The organism is Xanthomonas vesicatoria ATCC 35937 (genome assembly GCF_001908725.1).
In the GTDB taxonomy this organism is placed as follows: Bacteria; Pseudomonadota; Gammaproteobacteria; order Xanthomonadales; family Xanthomonadaceae; genus Xanthomonas; species Xanthomonas vesicatoria.
Genome location: NZ_CP018726.1, coordinates 21,180 through 37,150, shown reverse-complemented (window position 1 = coordinate 37,150; position 15,971 = coordinate 21,180). Strand labels below are relative to the sequence as shown.

Here is a 15,971-nt window from a genome sequence, read left to right as displayed (position 1 = left end):
AGTGGAGACACGGCTTACCAGTCCGTACCACCGATGCTGGTGCTGTCAGACGAACAGCTGCTGAAGACGCTCCCGTCTGAAGAAGCTACGGCACTGTCAGTGCAATTTGTTGATGAAATGTTGGGTACGAGAGCGTCGCCGATTATGGCACCCGTAATCGATCCGCCTGTGGCAAAGCCTATCAACGCGTTGTTTGTCGCAGCGGCGGTTGCTAGCGACAAGCTGAAATCCTCGCTTTCATGCTTCTCACTGTAAGCGCTCCGCCTGACAGACCGCGAAGATTGGGTATCTGCCGTTGGCCGGAGGGGTTTGGAGTCTGGCTTGGAAGCGAGTTGTACAGGGGGCTGATGCAGTGCATTGCCAAACCAGTTGTAGCGGAACGCGAGAACTCCAGCAATAAAAAACGCCAGGATGACAAAGGTAAGGATCACCACCCATTCCAGATATCCAGAATTAATTATGTCCACTACGTTTTTTACCATTTTATCCTCATTAATCGTCATAATTTGTAAATCCATGTCGGACTTGCCTGGTGATTGCTGGACTGCTAATCCCCTAAATTGCATAACTTTAGGATCTTTGGGAAATACTACTTTTCATCAGCTTCATAAGTTCTACCGGCTAACTCCTCATAAATCGATTGACGCTCGGCTGGCTCTTCTAACAACAAGGCCTGGTCTTCTACTGCACCAGCTACCTCTTCAGCGGCTTCAAGGTCACGCATTCGGAAGACAAAACCGGCAGCAGCTGCTGGCCTGACCCATTCCAAAATATCGACATGAGCCTGAGCAAGCATCTTGAGCCTTTTGAGCTCTCCATTATCCAGAGGCTCAAGACTACCGCTGCGAGGCACAAGGCCAAAATAGGGAAGGAACAATGCGGTTACCGTCAGAAATGCAAGGCCCATCATCCAGTAGATGTTCGTCGATAAGGTTGCCGGGAATAAAAGAGCGAACGCGATGACTACGATAAATCCTACGTAGTATTCTGACAAAATGAAACTGACAGTTTTTTTTACCTTTCTTGCTTCTTCATCGGTATAAACAGCGTGATTTTTTGAATTGGACATATTCGTTCCGGTTTATGCATCGCCATGTCGTTTGCATGACAAGCTATAAATGTTTTGCATCACGAGTGCGACAGGTCATCTCCTAGTCGTCGCGTACCGCCTGCGAACCGCACGGGTCGGCATTTTTAAGGGGCAAATGGTAATAATGGCCACGCCACAAAATCCGGTCGCACTTATCGGGTACCTGCTGCACGAAAGCGTCGGTAAGCGTAATGGCATGTCTGCGCGGGTGCCAGTGGTTATGATCCTGCGCATTCCACACGCGAGGCGCATCACAACTGCCGCCGTTGGCTAAGTAGGCAGGACTGCACGGTTCCCACTCGTCCGGGTTGATGACCGTCATGGCAATGGTGTCGCAACTGGACGCGGCGAACGTGTCTCGCACGATTGTCTCCATCCACTGGCGGGTGTTCGGACCACTGCTGTCGCGCACCTCGTGCCCATCTGCACGCAGCGCCAAAACGAGTTCCGACCAGGCGATCGTGCAGGCCAATCCTAGTCCCCTGGGTGCCGATGAGAGAAGCTGCGCAGCGGGATCGCGCGGCATCACTGCTCCCGGGAAGAGATGTTCAGGGGTGTTTTTGTCCATGATTGATCAGGTCCAAGTTTGCACGAATGAAGGGTTACAGCAGTTTGGAGTAGATTTAAATCAGGCCAAGATGCTGGGTGGCTTCGTCTTCTTTTCGGCATCTCTGCTATTGCAGCGGTATTGCTTTCCGTTCCGAATAAGAAGTGGACCCGGCGGCATCTGCGCTAGCTCCTCCGGAGTGAACTCGATAACGCAGCTGGCGCCATTGGGAAATTGGGCACGGAACATGTCAGTGACCGTCTCATTCGGACGAACCGCACTGACGGGATCGATGACGGTGAGGGCGGCAATCAGGAGAAGTTTCATCGTGCTCTTCGGAGTTGGTATTGCTACGTTATGGCTGGGGAGTATTGGTACGAATAAACGTGCTTCCGAACGTTCATCCTACTTATTAGTAATCGATTCAGAGCTGGACCTGGTTTACTCCATCGCTGTATGGAACGTTTGCGAGTATCTGCCTCTTGTGAGCTGCCACATTGGGGCGCTGAATTTTTCAGCTATCCGGATTCAACTGTTGGTGCCCACAAGTTGTCGCGGAAGATTCGGAACTCCAAGTCTGTGCAACAGCTTGGCGACCAGGCAGGCCACGCCGTAACTCCAACCTCCGCCAACGACCGCGCAAGTCGCATAGACCTTGGCCGCAAACAATGGCCGCTCGACCCACGAGAACGGGGCAAGCCGAAGCGGCTCATCGAACGCAACGCCCACTGTCGCTCCGATGTACCCACCCAGCGGAACGAAGACGACGGCGGCACGAGGCCAGCACACCACACGGCTATAGAAAGCCCCGTTGGTCGGCAGCACCAGAAACCAAACCAGCACGCCTAAAGGTGCAAGAGTCGCCAAGTGCATGAAAACCGATGTTGCGTCCATGTTCACATTTGCGTCCATGCAACGCAGCACACCGAACATGGACCGCATTCGCGCCCTACAGCGAGAGGTTCTTCATTCATGGATCTTCACTCGTGGACGTAGCCTAACGACATGATCCGTCCTCGACCCCTCCTGCGCTAGTGGGTTTTCAACCATTTCCGGGTGCGGCCTTGCACCTATCCAGCGCAGCCAACAAGCACTCAGCTGCTGCTGCTTGATGACGGCTCTTGTATGTCGGTGCTGCATCGCCGCGTGGGTCGCACACGACGCGCCACCTCTTGTCCGGGTAGTTGCGTGAGACGCAGCCGATAGCGCCGTTGGCGTATCGAATGCTGGGGACATACCAGCCCCCATCGCGCCACGGCGTGTAGGTGAACTTGGTGGGGATAGTGTCGACCAGTGCGGCCAGCTGGTCGTCAGGGACGATCGGCATTTCCATGGGACAACCCGTTGAGGTGATGTCCCATCATCGGATCCGGAAACATGCCCACATGCGGGCGCGCGATTCCTGCTGTGACCAGCGAATCCCCCGCCACCTCCGCAGTACTACTGGGGCATGGACGGGGACGGCTACTGCTTAACCTATCGCGGCTGCATTGCTATGTGCGACCCCAACAGGGCGCCTGGCGATGGATTCGTGGCCAATGCGGTCACTGTCCGTGGCGATGAAACGTTGATCGCATCGTCTCCTGGCAAATTCTCCTCCCTAACACCAGAAGCCGCCTTCTAGTTCGCCAGCCATTGGGCAATACGCTGGATCGATACGTATACCGGGTAGGCCACCCGAAGTCGATTACGCCATTGCCCCAGCAATGCGGTCCACATTGGCCTGCCCGATCACGTCTATCGTTGTGCGATGGAGCCCGAACGGGTCCGCAGCCAGGCCTGCTGCCATCCGGTGCTCACTTCGTTCGTTTGCATCATGGATGCGGGTGATGAAGAGGTCCACGCATCCCTGAATCCCATCGCGCTCTGCAGCATCGACCATCTCGCGGACGTGACATTTGTTTAGTACGAAGAAGACACGCTCGTCCAGCACAAGGGCAGTGGTGACGCACCCATAGTCGGAAGTGTGGTTGTTGTAGCTGATGTGGAATCGATCGAAGTTTCGGACACGGTTCGTCGCCAGCTGCCGGGTGACCGGGCAGCGCTGGGAAGAGAGGCTGTTTGCGGTGTTGCGCGAAATTTGCGAGGTGTTCATGTCCATACTCGACTAATGGAGGGGCGTGTGGCTGAGTCGATGGCCCCGCTCAGAACGGCAGGATCTTGATGAAATCTTCGATGATCGCTCGGGACTCCTCCTCGGTCAGACCGTGCAAGGCATGCAAGCCCGTGGCCGAAGACACCAGGCGACGCGTAAGGCTGTTGGCCTCTGCCATGTCGATCGAGACGCTCACCCGCTGCTTGTTCTCGTAAAAGGGCTCGGACTGGCACAGCAGAAGGTAGGCAATCCCTACGGTCTCGGCATCGCGGTGCAGGTAGTGGGCCCACAAGGGCAGCATCGCTGTCAGCTTAGCGAAGAAGTCGCGCGCCTCAGGCACCTGGTAGATCTGCCGGGGATCATCGTTGTAGCCGTCGAACATGAAGAAGACACGACCCACAAAACGGCGCACATTCTCGGCGTTGTGGCTCAATGCATTGAGCTGGCCTAATGTGTCGCCAATGTCGCCCCGCTCCACGCGCTCCCGTGAGAACACGAAGATGATCGCATCGTGATTGAGGATGCTCGGATCGAGGGGAGTGCCGTCGAGGATGTGGAATATTTTCATGGATCTATTGAACTACGTTGCCAATCATGACCTTGAGGGAGCGAAATTGCTGCGCATTGCGTTTGCTTACATCAGACCCTAGGCCGTCGAGACATTCTGCGTTCTTCTGAATTTGAGCGAGCTGGTGGAGTACCTGCCATGTTGAGTGGGCGGGCCCATACTCAGCACCTTCATGCACCACCAGCCAGCCTTCTCTCACTGCGGCAATCGTTGCCGTGGTTCCATCCGCCATCACTACTCGCTTGCCATCACAAACATCGCCGTGTGTCGGATGGAACTGGTCAAAAGCAACTGCCGGCATGCGTCACCTCCTTCTCGATGAAAAGTATTCCGTCCCTCAGGGGGTCTCGTAAGTGGGGTTTTGGCTGGATTCGCTAAACCCGAAGCTGCATTGGTAGGTCCGCAGCTCTTGTGCATTTGGGAATATCTGATCGAGGTGCGGAGCTAGTGCCGCGTACAAGGCTGTTTCGACAACGTCACGACACTTGTTTGTCAAGCGACCAGTCAGATCTGTCGACAACATCGTCATTAGGGAGTCACCATTTGTGTTAACAGCATGTACGGCGCGAGCAGCTGCAGCCTGGAGATTGAATGAGCTTGGAACTCGCTCAACTCCGGTAGCCAACCAGCCCTTCAATTCGGCTTCCACCTCATCGGCGCGATAGTCGCGCTGCACCATCTCAAGAAGTCGTGTGATTCGCCAGCGCGGAACTTGGGTAAGAGTGAGAGGTGAAACCTGTTTGCCGTTCATGCCTAAGTTCCTTGTCGGGATACAGAGAGCATGTATCAGTTGCGATAGCTCACTTGGGCGTGCAAAAAACAGAACCTCGCTACAAGTGAAGATTATTCACGTGTTTCAGCAGTTCAGAGAACAGCTTCTCCAACTCCTGTCGCTGGTATCCCTGAGGATAGATGCTGTTGGCATGCGAATCGCGGTCGCGGATGTACTCGTCCACGTGTCGAACCAAGAATTCGTTGTGGACCTTTGCAGCGAGCATCCTATCCAGTGCAAATGTCTCAAACGCACGAGCAAACAACTCCCGCGGCTGCGCCCAATAGGACTTTCCCGCGTGTGTATCTCGTTCCTCGCTGCGCCGATAGAACGAGTCATTGCGTTTCCTGGTAAAAAGGCTTTCGAACAACGAGTCCATCGCGCGTACGTTGTATACATGAATTCCGCCCCGCAGCATTTCAACTACACCGCTACTGATCGTGTATCGACCATCCTCGTCGTAATAGGACGCCATTAGGTCGGACAAGAAGTACGTGTCAGCGGGCAATTTATCTGCGTCGAAAAAAGCTTCCAACATCATGGCGTCTAGCGCATGAGCAAACTCGTGGCACAGCGCACCGCCGCCGCGGGTCTTTGTCAGATGCATCAGCCATTGCTCGCGATCAAAATGTGCGGCACCTGTTGCTGCTCCCCTACCCTGGCTGCCGAAACCAATACCCAAACGCCCCGAACAAGATGCACGGTACAAAGGCGCCTGTAGGATTTCGCATAGATCAAGCGAGGCGTCGTAGAGTCCATTGAGGAATGCTTGGCGCTCGGAGGCTGTGATGCTCTTTCCGAACTCTAGCCCCTTGAAGCCAAATGCCGTAAGCAAAATCTCTTCCGTGACGTCTTCACCCTGGCGCCAGTCCTGCCCTGTTCGTTCATAGGCCAGCACGGCGGAGCCACCTTGCAGCTGGGACATCTCAGCGCGGCGCCTCAGCTCCTCTGCTGCGTCACGCGCAGCTGCAGCTTTCGTTGCGAACGGGTCGTGTCGAATAGGGACTACGCGACCACCTACCGTGGTCAGCGCAGGGTAGTAACCGTCTTGGTAGTCTGAAACAGGTTTTTCAGCCGTCACATGGATGACTCCAATATTGGAGTCATCTGGTACATCCTGGTCTTCAGGCCAACCCATCGCCTGCAAGCTGTACATCCGCATCCTGATGCTGGCTGGGAAATCAGTAGGTGACGTGCTGGGCGTGAGGCGGCCTTTTGCCGTTGCGGCAGTAGCAAAGCGACGCTCCCCTTCAGTTAGGGTTAGCGACTCCTGCGAAGCGCGAAAGGCCCGCGTTAGCCGATCGGCCGTGTGGTATTGGCGCAACTCCCACGCGCGACGCATGAATCCTACACCCGAGCGGTACATGCGCGACCAGAAGCCCAGGGTCAGCTCATCGGTCTCAGGTCTGCTCACCGCTTTGCGGCGAAGGTTGTCGTACACGGCCATGTAGAGAAGAGCAACCGACGGCTTTACGTCACCACTCAACGCCGCAGCGCGGAAGTCCGGTCGTGGCCAAAGGTCTGCCAAATTGAGTTCGGCTAGAGCCCGCTTTCGCTGAACTTCAAACTTGCGTGCACCCTTATACGCTTGGCCAAAATCACCATGTTCCATGCCTGCTGTTTTCTCTTCGTTGTCAGGCATGTTAGGTGTGCCACTACCCGCGGCCAAAGGTGCAATTTAGATTCCAGAAACGCAATTTGACATCAAGCAGGCAAACGCGCTCGTACTGCTCCAGCAGTCACCAGCTGAGCCCTGCTCTCATGAGATTCCGGAAGGTAGTCTCCCCATCCTTCCAGGGTCTTAATCGTAACACCCAAGGCTTTGGCAGCCTCAGACGAGCTTCCCAGAACCTCAATCAGATGGTTGACCTGGATCGGGCTGCAGCCATTGACGGCGATTGGTCTATCGATCAATGACTTGGAGACGGTATCCTGCACCAGGTGAAGACGACGCAAGCGTGTAATCACGGAGAGAAGATCAGGATCCAGGCCCGTCGGCAGCTCTTTTGACAAATCTGCCAAGTCCAGCAGCTCGCGCCCCGTCATGCGTTGTGGCCCTGTATCGGTAGGCTTGCGGAATTTCTTCGGCGGCACCTTCTTCAGTTCGCTAATGATCGACGACACCACCTCAGGTGAGATGGTTGGGGGCAGTGGGCCCGTCGCGTCGAGACCTAGCACTTTGCGGGTGGTTTCCACAACGATATCTGCGCCCAACTTCGTCTTGAGGATGCCGATGTAGACGGTCTGGTTTTCGGTACCGAACTTGATCTTGTCGAGCATGTTCCCTCCTCTGAGAGATTTGACAGTTGCAGCCTATCGGGCGTCAGCTGCAACGAAGGTGGGTTTGAGCGCCTATATTTCGGCGATCGCGATTCAAACAGATAGGGCCGCACAGTGGCGGCCCCAGTAATTCGCTTGTTCATTCACGACGCCATCTTTCGACTGCGCCGGGGCCTCGCATCCATCACGCTCCTGGCTTCCTGCCATTCGCGCATGTTGATCACCACATCGCTCGGATCATTTCCGTTTCGACGGTACGTCTTCCCCTTCTCGATCGGCTTCCTTCCCGTCGGATGACGAAGCGTTTGCAGCACCTCATCGACGTGCTTCCACCTCAGCGTGGCCTGATAGGACAGCTGAGCCTGGGAGTGGATGCGTCGCACGTAACCGCCTGCGCATAGCAGGGAGATTATGTGATCTACCCACACGCGAAGGGGGCGCACCAACATCACTTCGTCGTCCCAGTTCACAGCATCGGCCGTAGCGATCAGCACCATGGAGCGCGGAACCACCTGGCCCGTCGCAAGCAGCCCCTCCACCAATAGACAAGCTCGCTCGCTCGGGAGAATGTGGTAAAGGGTAAGATGCTTGTCGGAACGTTTGTTGGTTTGCATGACGTTACCTTCGGCGATTGCTGGTGGCCTGCAGCCCGTCGGCGAGCTGCTCGGAACCGGTTTTGTGGTTCTTGGCGAGGGCGCGGCAAGGCGCGGCGGAACGCTTGGGCGTCCACGTATCCAGATGGGCCTCTATATCTTTCACACAGGCCTCAAGCAGGCGTTCGCGCGTCAGGTCGCTCGCTCCGTATCCCACCGTCCGTAGCGGATTGCGCTTGCGGAAGTCTTCGACTCCCACGAGTTCGGCTTTGATGTGTGCCTTCTCCGGCAGCTGACGAAGACGTTTGTTGAGGAACGGCTGCTCCAGAATGCTGCAGCAGGTGAGCTCCACCAGGCGCGAGGTTCCATCCGGAATGCCGATCGGATCATTCCAAGATAGACGGCCTGTGTAAGCTGGCATCTGCTCACCGGGAACCTCGATGCGTACATCGAACGTCGGCTTGTAGATCGTCAACCCAGTTGCGTTTGACATACGGAAAGCGAAGATGGCGCGATTATTCGCAACCTTGACGTCGCCATCCGGCGGCGGAATAAATGAGGGCGGATTAAACTGCAGCTGATCCAGGGAGAAGTAACCGGCCTGATTGAGCGAAAGGCGATTACTCTCCAGCGCTTTCAGCTCCATCTGCATCGTTTCGACCATGCGGGAGTTGATCCAAGTCGGATGATCGGCCGGTAGCTCCGTCATCTTTGTATCCTGGATCTGGCGCGCCTGATTGATGAACTCTGCGACGGTGATACCGCTTAAAGCTTTCAGTGGCGTCGCTGTGTCCACATCAGACTGATCGCTTCCTTTCAGGTGCGACAAGTAGATGTCTAGGGCTTTCTTCAGCTCATCGCCAGTTTCTTTTTTGCTCGCAGCAGCCATCGTGGCCACGGCCTTTCGCAACCCCGCCTCGCTTCCGTCGAACTCGATTAAGCGGCCACCCTTCTCTCCACAGCCGATCAGTAGGCCGGCGCAGAGGGTCGCAGTGAGCAGTGTTTCCTTGTGCTTTCGCATCGGAACTCATGGGTTGAGCAGATGCGACACATGGTCGGTGGTGTGGGATGTAATGAACCCCCGTATGGGCAGCTGAAAAAGCCCCCACCAAAGCGCATTCGTTACATGCAATCGATCGACGCGTAGCTTGCCGGCCGCACTTCGGAATATTGGTGGCTGTCCAGCTGCAGCAGGGATTGCGAGGCGAAACGCTCCCGTCCCATATCGGTTATCGACTGTCGCGTACCGCTCTCATTGGCCTAACGGCGGGGCTCTGGGAGCAACGACTCGCAACGGGACAGTGCCGGCAGTTATCCGGCTCCCGGGTGGGGAGTGCCGTCGCTCCTGCATTCACTTTCCAGTAGCGGTCGTACAGATCGACCAGCTCTCTATCAGTGAGTAGCGGCGTCCTCAGATAGACCGGGTTCCGGCCAGGCGCAATTTTGCGGATGTAGCCCCACGTCGCCACACGACCGGAGGGCCTATCTGCGGACGAACTGTGGCGCAGCACAGTAGCCTGCACTGAAAGCTCCACCATATCCTCCCGTCGAACGACACGGCGGTACCCGGTCTTCGTGTCAACGGGAACCAAAATCCCTTCCGTCGTGCGATACACCTGGTCGGCGCGAGCCCCCAAGCGACGCGGGACCTCGCAGCGGAGATACCGCTCCGACAAGACCAGGGTTCCATTGGCGATCTCGGCAGGCTGGAACTGACGCTCCTGGTCGCCATAGTCCAAATCGCCAGCCCGTCCACTCTCGACGGGCTGGCGATGGACCAAGTAGATGGCAATGACGAGCAGTCCGCCGCCAACCACCATTCCAAGCTGGAGCAAGCTCATCACTCGGTCCCCAAGTCCGGGGCTCGCTCGTACTGGACCATCAGGATCGGACCATCATCGGTTTCCTTGATTACCAGCGTTACCGACTTTGGCCGTGCGTCTTCGCACAAAGACGCCATCACCGAGCGCAGTTCCTCATAAGCGACGAGCGTCTTGGCTTGGTAGGTGCCAAGCTGGTGGCACAGGCTTGCGGTAGCCCGCGAAATGTCGCTTCGGTGAAACGCCCGCGCAGCGTGCATGCCACCCAGAAGGATCGTAGTGGCTTCTAGGGAACCCAAAAGCGCCCAACACCGCGGGTCGGAGCTAAGTTCCTGCGGATGGTCGACCCACTGCGTGATCTCCTCCATCTGGCGGAACTTGTACGGCGCAGAGTGATCCCGCAGCTTTCGCGTCATGTGGAGCGAATAGTCCCGAAGGTAGAACTCCAGCCTCTGCCATGCCGTACTGGCCGCGACTGCATCGTTACGGACGGTCTGCGCGAGCTCGCGCACCCGCAACCACAGATCCGCGACGGTCGCGATTCGCGCCACGTGGCTCATCCAGTAGGGCTCATGGTTTCCAACCGGCTCAACCAGCTTCCGGTTATTGCGTGCGCTCATGCTCTCCATCACTTCCTTTCTCCAGTAGCGGGCGAACCATCCTGGTCCTTGCCCAGTCCAACATATTGGCCACCAATGCAGCTGCTCTCGGCCTCATCGAAAGCCAGCGCGCAAGCGGTGGGCTGATGGCGTAGTAGATGACCACCGACCACGCCGTCCACTTCGTACGCAACAACACCTGATCGCGAAATGCCCGAAGTTCGTCTGTTCTGCTGTCGTCGTGCCCATACACCGCTGATGCCACGAAACAAGGGCCGCGGCGGCCTTTCACTTCCACACGATTGTTACGGTTGTGGGCCGAGGTCACCTGCTTGTGGAATCGAAGGTGCTCTGCGATACCCGCCCTTCGAGCGGCTTCTCCCCTCTCCGATACGACCTGGCCGTGCTTCCTCTCTATTTCGACCAGGTGCTCGCAACGACCGAAACGTGCCAACTCAGACGCCGGGAGGTAGTCCACAGGCTTGTAACGCCGAACTTGGCGCGAACGCTTCACTCGATCACTCCCTGCTTCGCGCCAGCGACGAACGATCGCGACACAGCTTCAGCAGTAAGCCCCATGTCTGTCATGAAGGACGACTTCGCGCGGTACTGGTAGATCCGCTTGTCTTTGAAACGGGTCAGCTTCAGGTCTTCCAGTACCGCTATCTCGTCGACCAACCCCAAGGCCACCGCGTCCTGCGCTGTCCAGATGCGGCCCGACATCAAGTCCTCTCGGCTCCCCTTGAGCCTGGGGCCGCGAGCTGCCTGCAGCTGGCCGTAGAACTCACTCGCAACCTGGACAACCAGCTCTGCCATCAATTTTGAGTCCTCCGGAGAGCTGCCCGACAGCGTGGAAGGCCCACCCTTCAACTGACCGGACTTGTACACCTGCTCGACAAGGCCTAACCGCTGAGCCAGGCCGCTTGCGTCCACGTAGCGGGTGATGGCGCCGATGGAACCGACGAGCGAGTATCGGGAGGCGTAGATCCGGTCCGTGTGCATAGCGATCATGTAAGCGGCACTGGCACCCATCGAGCCAATCACCGATATCACCGGTCGCTTAGCTGCCTTGCAAATCTTGAGTGCGGACACGATGCGGTCGGCGTCGGTGGGGGAGCCACCCGGCGAGTCGATCAGCAGTACTACCTCTGTCACTCGCTCTGCTCGACAGGCCTGCTCGATGAGAGGGATGACGGACGTGGCCGAAGCCTTGCCCATCTCGCCGATACCGCCGTTGATCGTAATCAGTGCTACCGAGTCCCGCACCGGATCGGCGTTCAAGCCCCATAACCGCCGGAAGTTATTCAGGTTTACCAGCACAGCAAACACGAACACTGCTGCGAGGGCGGCGAACTTGGCTGCATTCCAGTACCCCTTTCGGCGCTCGTTTCGAGTAGCGGTATCGGCCAATGCGGATAGCGCAAACATCGCATCTTTGATAGCCGGCGCCAGGTCTGCCAGTACGTTACGGCTCGACGCCGGCGTTTTCTCGTCCATGTTACTCATCAGGTTTCCTTGTCGTCGCCAGCAGTCGTTTCGGGACGGCGCAGCGGAAGAATGGTTGCGGACTTGTGATTCGCGTTCTCTGGAGGTGCATCGCCCTGGCGAAGGAACGCATAGGGGCGGCGCAGCACCGCTGACAGCGGGACCGGCAAGTTCAGGTAGCTACGGAGCGCATCCCACAAGCCGACGTCGGCCGCGGTCATTGGGTGGGCAGTGGCGGTGATATGCATCTGATCCAATCCTTGGTTCTCATCGTCTGGGCGGCCATTCGTTGGCTTCGTATCAGTCATACACCGCTCGCTGATGGTGGGCCAAACCGCTTTGGGGGAATTCTGCGGACGCTGCGACCTGAGTGTCATGCGCCAACACCTCGTTCGATGCCAGATCAGCCGTTGGCGAAACCAGTTGCGTCACCTCCGCCGTGTCGGTGCCGCGCGTGGGCACGGCTGACAACTCCTCTACCTGCTTGTTGATCATTCGCAGGGCGAGCCGAAGCGAGACAACCCTCGACCAGAAATCCCGAAGCGAAGTAGCCCTGCGTTCGGCTTCCAGCACCAGCGGCAGTTCGTAGTCACGGGCCTTGGCCGCAAGCTTGTTCACGTCGTAACTGTGCCGCTTGCCCTTGTTCATGCGCGTCCTGAACCAGCCCGTCTTGCCGCTCGCATCGGGCTTAGTCTTCCCCTTGATCTCCGACCAATAGATCTCAAGCGTCCCCTTGTGCATCCGTGCATGGAGCGACAGGGGTGCAAAGCGCTCACGGTATTCCTGCTTGGTGGTTGCCGCCCCCAGCAATGCTTGGATTTTTTTCCGCTCCTCTTTGAACCACTCGCACAGGTCTTGTGCCTGCATCTCTGCGAGCGTCTCCATGACCGCGATCTGGTTGTTTATGGTCTCGGCTGGCTCCATGACCAGCTTGACGTCGAAATGTTGCGGGTGTTGTTCGTTCTCTGTCCTCATCCCATCTATCTACTTTACGTGGGACTGAGGAAAATCCCACTAAAGGAACGCAAAGGTAAGGTAGGTTTGGGGGTGATTCGTTTGGCGTCTCTACACTCTAGTGTGGGGAATGGATCACGGTCCTTTTCTTATTAGTGGGGAACGCCTCATAGTCCCACTCCTGCCTCTCTACCCCACTCGCGTGGACTGCATGCCCAGCCCCACTAAATTTAGTGGGATCGCATTACTCTCCCCACGTCTAGCTGCTCGCGAGCGCTTCAATCCCTTGGTCGTGCTGTCTCATTCGCTTTTCTGAAGCGATCGGGAAGTCTTTTTTCCGCGCTGCCTCGCTCGCTTTCGCTGGAGCATGACGAAATCTGCCCCTGCTCTCTCAATCATCGAACAGGTCCGCTCCTGGTTGACGAGTGACCGGCGAAGTACAGATTTCCGTTTGCCGCCATAGCTTTGTGCAGCAAAGAATTTGGCGCATTCCGCGGTGAGTTGTCCCGCTTTAAAAGTGCAGTTTCGCCTGCCGCCAGATTAGAAGCCACGTTGGAATCTGCACTTTTTGTGCCCGAAGTACAGATTCTCAGAACGCCGAAACGCCTGCGAATTATGACTCATGCCGTGATTCTGACGTTTTGATCGAGACGGAAGAGTCGAGATTTTTTTGAAACACCCTGCAACCCTACTTACGCGCGCATATTGAGCAGTCAACGCTACCCATGTGACTGAAAAGCGGAATTCCCCGCCCACACGGAGTAGTTGCAATGAGCGCTTTCCCCTTTACCGCGGCCGGACTCGATGTTGGATACGGCAACGTCAAGCTGAGCGCTCGCGCCGCTGGAGAACCCATCCTGCGCGAGCTGACCATGCCCATCGGCGCCGTTCCTCTAGAGCAGGCGCCGAAGAAAATCGTCGGTGGCTACGATATTCGCGACGGCGTGATCGTGTCTATCGACGGCCAGGCGTGGGCAGCCGGCATGGAGCCTTCGCACCTGCAGGGCTTCTCACGTCCGACGCACGAGAACTACCCGGCCACGAACGAGTACAAGGCACTGATGATCGGCGCACTCGTCAAGGCTGGCCTGACCGAGGTCGACATGCTGTACACCGGCATTCCTGTGGCCCAGTACTACGGCCATAACGGCGTCGCCTTACGGACGCAGATTTGCAACACCATGACCGGCACCCACTGGATCAATTCGACCACCTCGATCAAGGTCAAGGCCACGACGGTCGTGCCACAGGCAGCCGGTGCCTACATGGATATCTTGGCGCGCAGCCCGGATCTAAAGCCCTCCAAGGGTTCACCCACCCTGGTTATCGACGTTGGCTACTTCAGCGTGGATTGGGTTCGCGTCATCGACAACGCGGTGCTTGACCGCTCCAGTGGTTCGTCGCTCAATGCCACCTCTGTTCTGCTGGAGAAGGCTGCGGCGCTGATCGGCATGAAGTACGAACGCCCGATTTCTGCTGCCCGCTTGGAGTCAGCGTTCCGCAGCGGCGAGGAGACGCTGAACTGGGGTCAGGTTTCCCTGCATGTCGGTGAGTGGATGGAAACCGCGGCAGAGGAGATTGCACCGAAGGTGTTGAATGACGTGGTGCGTATGCAGCGCCATGAGGAGGACTTTCCGAACCTGGTCGTCCTTACCGGAGGTGGCGGATCCCTGTACAAAAGGGCCGCCGAGCAGTTCTTCCCTCACTCAAAGGTTGCGCTGAGTCGTGAGCCGGTCATGGCCAATGCCCGGGGCTTTCAGCACTTGGCACACCATAAGATCTCGGCTCAGCAGAAGGCCCAGGCCAGTGCTGCCACAAGCCAGGCGGCGGCCTGAGTAAGGGCATGCGCGGCTACCTTCCGAGTCAGAGTGACGACAGCAAGCAGCCCCCCCGAACCTCCCTCCTGGTTCGGTGGCTGCCGTCTGATCATGTGCTTCTAGATGCCCTTCGGCCTTTCAAGGCACGAGCGAGGGGCCGGCGCTTCAAGGAGCTGGCCACGCTCGGGGCCGAGCTGGAGCGTCGCGGCTTTCGCCTGGAGGCCTCCGGCGACGGCTATCGGCTGATGCTTCCAGTTGAAATGGCAGCCGGCCTGGAAATTAGGGCAGCTGCTCTGGTTAGCCTGGATCAGGCCCGCCTGATTGACACCGCCCCGCTTCCGCCCGCTTCTGCTGCGAGCGTCGTGGCCGTGCAGGACGCAGCACTCGAACTATCGGTGCATGCGGCGATCGCCGAACATCAAACGGGACCAGTCACCCCGTTGGTCGACGACGACACTCTAGAGTTCGCGGCCAGTTTCGGTTGAACTCCAGGGCGAATGTACAGGGGGCTTCGGCCCCCTTGGACTGCTACCCACACTGCGCTCAGAGCCCTGTCTCCCAAATCAGTCCTCTCGATAGCCCATTTGCTCCAGCAATCCATCGAGCACGTCGTTGTCCGTAAAACTGAACGTAAGCGTTCCACCCATTCCAGGCCTAGTTTCGATCGTTACGCCCGATCCAAACGTGTCCGTGAGCTTTCGTTCCAGGCTGGCTACATTGGGATCCTTGCTTGCCTCCTCCAAGAGGCGGCGGCCCTTGGCTTTCATGACCTCGCGTCGGAGAGTCTCGGTGGACCATCCTCGTGCCATTGCTCTACGTAAGAGCTCTTCCGCGAGATCCGCTCTGAGAGCTAGCACGTACTCGACGTGCTTCAGTTTCAACCGTCCTACGTCCACCCACTGAAGCCATTCAGGCCTAGCTTTCCTAGAGATTCGGGCAATGTTGGCTACGCGCGACCTAGACATACCCATGTCGCTAGCGATCTCGCGCTGTTTCGCCTTGGTCAGTAGCTGGCCTTTGACACGTTCGACGTCGGAGGTTCGTCCTTTGGCCACCGCGATACTCCTCTATTGTTCCTCAGGAACATTATAGTGGAGTTGAATCATCCGCATTGTGTTCCTGGGGAACATTATGTGCCAATGCTTGCTCTGCGGACCCGACACTTCTCCCTGCTTTTGTTCCTCAGGAACATTATAGGAATACGATGGCGCGCCAATTTGTTCCTGGGGAACAATTTTGCGTGTTCACTGCATCGTTTGCGGGGCTCTCGCCGCGTCGCAGGACGTTTCCATCACAGCTCGTCCTGGCGAGCCAGGTGTTCACGCTTAGCCGCAGCCAGCTGTAATCCTTA

The 15,971-nt window shown here is 57.2% G+C and carries 23 protein-coding genes; 2 read left to right on the top strand and 21 right to left on the bottom strand.

Features of this window, described 5'->3' with window-relative positions:
• Positions 1 to 14 precede the first annotated feature (14 nt).
• The 20 genes from BJD12_RS24440 to mobI all read right to left on the bottom strand — a co-directional run bounded on the left by BJD12_RS24440 (position 15) and on the right by mobI (position 12,824).
• Positions 15 to 518, bottom strand: a complete 504-nt coding sequence (locus BJD12_RS24440) for a hypothetical protein (protein ID WP_074059005.1) — start codon at positions 516 to 518, stop codon at positions 15 to 17.
• A gap of 71 nt (positions 519 to 589) precedes the next feature.
• On the bottom strand, positions 590 to 1,069 hold the full coding sequence (locus BJD12_RS22570) for a hypothetical protein (RefSeq protein WP_005989526.1): 480 nt from the start codon (positions 1,067 to 1,069) through the stop codon (positions 590 to 592).
• A gap of 82 nt (positions 1,070 to 1,151) precedes the next feature.
• Positions 1,152 to 1,658: a hypothetical protein gene (locus BJD12_RS22565; RefSeq protein WP_005989524.1), complete on the bottom strand. Its 507-nt coding sequence runs from the start codon at positions 1,656 to 1,658 to the stop codon at positions 1,152 to 1,154.
• A gap of 60 nt (positions 1,659 to 1,718) precedes the next feature.
• Complete coding sequence (locus BJD12_RS22560) at positions 1,719 to 1,964, bottom strand: hypothetical protein (protein WP_005989523.1); 246 nt, start codon at positions 1,962 to 1,964, stop codon at positions 1,719 to 1,721.
• A gap of 201 nt (positions 1,965 to 2,165) precedes the next feature.
• The gene (locus BJD12_RS22555; RefSeq protein WP_074053047.1) at positions 2,166 to 2,570 is read right to left on the bottom strand and encodes a hypothetical protein; all 405 of its coding nucleotides are present in this window, start codon (positions 2,568 to 2,570) and stop codon (positions 2,166 to 2,168) included.
• Positions 2,571 to 2,679: 109 nt separating this feature from the next.
• Positions 2,680 to 2,970, bottom strand: coding sequence for a hypothetical protein (locus tag BJD12_RS22550; protein ID WP_005989519.1), 291 nt, complete (start codon positions 2,968 to 2,970; stop codon positions 2,680 to 2,682).
• 354 nt (positions 2,971 to 3,324) lie between these two features.
• The gene (locus BJD12_RS22545; RefSeq protein ID WP_125459552.1) at positions 3,325 to 3,732 is read right to left on the bottom strand and encodes a hypothetical protein; all 408 of its coding nucleotides are present in this window, start codon (positions 3,730 to 3,732) and stop codon (positions 3,325 to 3,327) included.
• A gap of 49 nt (positions 3,733 to 3,781) precedes the next feature.
• A complete protein-coding gene (locus tag BJD12_RS22540) occupies positions 3,782 to 4,300 on the bottom strand; it encodes a hypothetical protein (RefSeq protein ID WP_005989513.1) in 519 nt (172 codons plus the stop codon).
• A gap of 4 nt (positions 4,301 to 4,304) precedes the next feature.
• Positions 4,305 to 4,601, bottom strand: a complete 297-nt coding sequence (locus BJD12_RS24435) for a hypothetical protein (protein ID WP_005989511.1) — start codon at positions 4,599 to 4,601, stop codon at positions 4,305 to 4,307.
• A gap of 36 nt (positions 4,602 to 4,637) precedes the next feature.
• Positions 4,638 to 5,051, bottom strand: a complete 414-nt coding sequence (locus BJD12_RS24430) for a hypothetical protein (RefSeq protein WP_005989510.1) — start codon at positions 5,049 to 5,051, stop codon at positions 4,638 to 4,640.
• A 79-nt stretch (positions 5,052 to 5,130) separates the two neighbouring features.
• Positions 5,131 to 6,714 carry an LPD1 domain-containing protein gene (locus BJD12_RS22535; protein WP_005989509.1) on the bottom strand — a complete coding sequence of 528 codons (1,584 nt, stop codon included), beginning with the start codon at positions 6,712 to 6,714 and terminating at the stop codon, positions 5,131 to 5,133.
• Between the two features lie 62 nt (positions 6,715 to 6,776).
• Positions 6,777 to 7,352, bottom strand: coding sequence for a Cro/CI family transcriptional regulator (locus tag BJD12_RS22530; protein WP_005989508.1), 576 nt, complete (start codon positions 7,350 to 7,352; stop codon positions 6,777 to 6,779).
• A gap of 143 nt (positions 7,353 to 7,495) precedes the next feature.
• On the bottom strand, positions 7,496 to 7,966 hold the full coding sequence (locus tag BJD12_RS22525) for a hypothetical protein (protein ID WP_005989507.1): 471 nt from the start codon (positions 7,964 to 7,966) through the stop codon (positions 7,496 to 7,498).
• A gap of 4 nt (positions 7,967 to 7,970) precedes the next feature.
• Complete coding sequence (locus BJD12_RS22520) at positions 7,971 to 8,966, bottom strand: hypothetical protein (RefSeq protein ID WP_005989506.1); 996 nt, start codon at positions 8,964 to 8,966, stop codon at positions 7,971 to 7,973.
• A 208-nt stretch (positions 8,967 to 9,174) separates the two neighbouring features.
• Entirely contained in the window at positions 9,175 to 9,765 is a 591-nt protein-coding gene (locus BJD12_RS25385; RefSeq protein WP_224096863.1) for a PD-(D/E)XK nuclease family protein, read from the bottom strand.
• 20 nt (positions 9,766 to 9,785) lie between these two features.
• On the bottom strand, positions 9,786 to 10,385 hold the full coding sequence (locus tag BJD12_RS22510; RefSeq protein ID WP_005989503.1) for a hypothetical protein: 600 nt from the start codon (positions 10,383 to 10,385) through the stop codon (positions 9,786 to 9,788).
• Positions 10,369 to 10,629, bottom strand: coding sequence for a CFI-box-CTERM domain-containing protein (locus BJD12_RS25380; protein ID WP_369315859.1), 261 nt, complete (start codon positions 10,627 to 10,629; stop codon positions 10,369 to 10,371). The genes BJD12_RS22510 and BJD12_RS25380 overlap by 17 nt, the downstream gene beginning before the upstream one ends.
• A 245-nt stretch (positions 10,630 to 10,874) precedes the next feature.
• The gene (locus tag BJD12_RS22505; protein WP_005989501.1) at positions 10,875 to 11,870 is read right to left on the bottom strand and encodes a S49 family peptidase; all 996 of its coding nucleotides are present in this window, start codon (positions 11,868 to 11,870) and stop codon (positions 10,875 to 10,877) included.
• Positions 11,870 to 12,097 carry a hypothetical protein gene (locus BJD12_RS22500; protein WP_126936945.1) on the bottom strand — a complete coding sequence of 76 codons (228 nt, stop codon included), beginning with the start codon at positions 12,095 to 12,097 and terminating at the stop codon, positions 11,870 to 11,872. Before BJD12_RS22500 ends, BJD12_RS22505 begins: the two co-directional genes overlap by 1 nt.
• A 52-nt stretch (positions 12,098 to 12,149) precedes the next feature.
• Positions 12,150 to 12,824: a conjugative transfer protein MobI(A/C) gene (mobI, locus tag BJD12_RS22495; RefSeq protein ID WP_005989499.1), complete on the bottom strand. Its 675-nt coding sequence runs from the start codon at positions 12,822 to 12,824 to the stop codon at positions 12,150 to 12,152.
• 749 nt (positions 12,825 to 13,573) lie between these two features.
• On the opposite strand from mobI, the gene BJD12_RS22490 reads away from it, so the two are divergent.
• On the top strand, positions 13,574 to 14,638 hold the full coding sequence (locus BJD12_RS22490) for a ParM/StbA family protein (RefSeq protein WP_005989498.1): 1,065 nt from the start codon (positions 13,574 to 13,576) through the stop codon (positions 14,636 to 14,638).
• Between the two features lie 8 nt (positions 14,639 to 14,646).
• The gene (locus BJD12_RS22485) at positions 14,647 to 15,105 is read left to right on the top strand and encodes a hypothetical protein (protein WP_005989497.1); all 459 of its coding nucleotides are present in this window, start codon (positions 14,647 to 14,649) and stop codon (positions 15,103 to 15,105) included.
• Positions 15,106 to 15,183: 78 nt separating this feature from the next.
• Here BJD12_RS22485 and BJD12_RS22480 read toward each other — a convergent pair whose 3' ends face one another.
• On the bottom strand, positions 15,184 to 15,675 hold the full coding sequence (locus BJD12_RS22480) for a hypothetical protein (protein ID WP_005989496.1): 492 nt from the start codon (positions 15,673 to 15,675) through the stop codon (positions 15,184 to 15,186).
• Positions 15,676 to 15,971 lie beyond the last annotated feature (296 nt).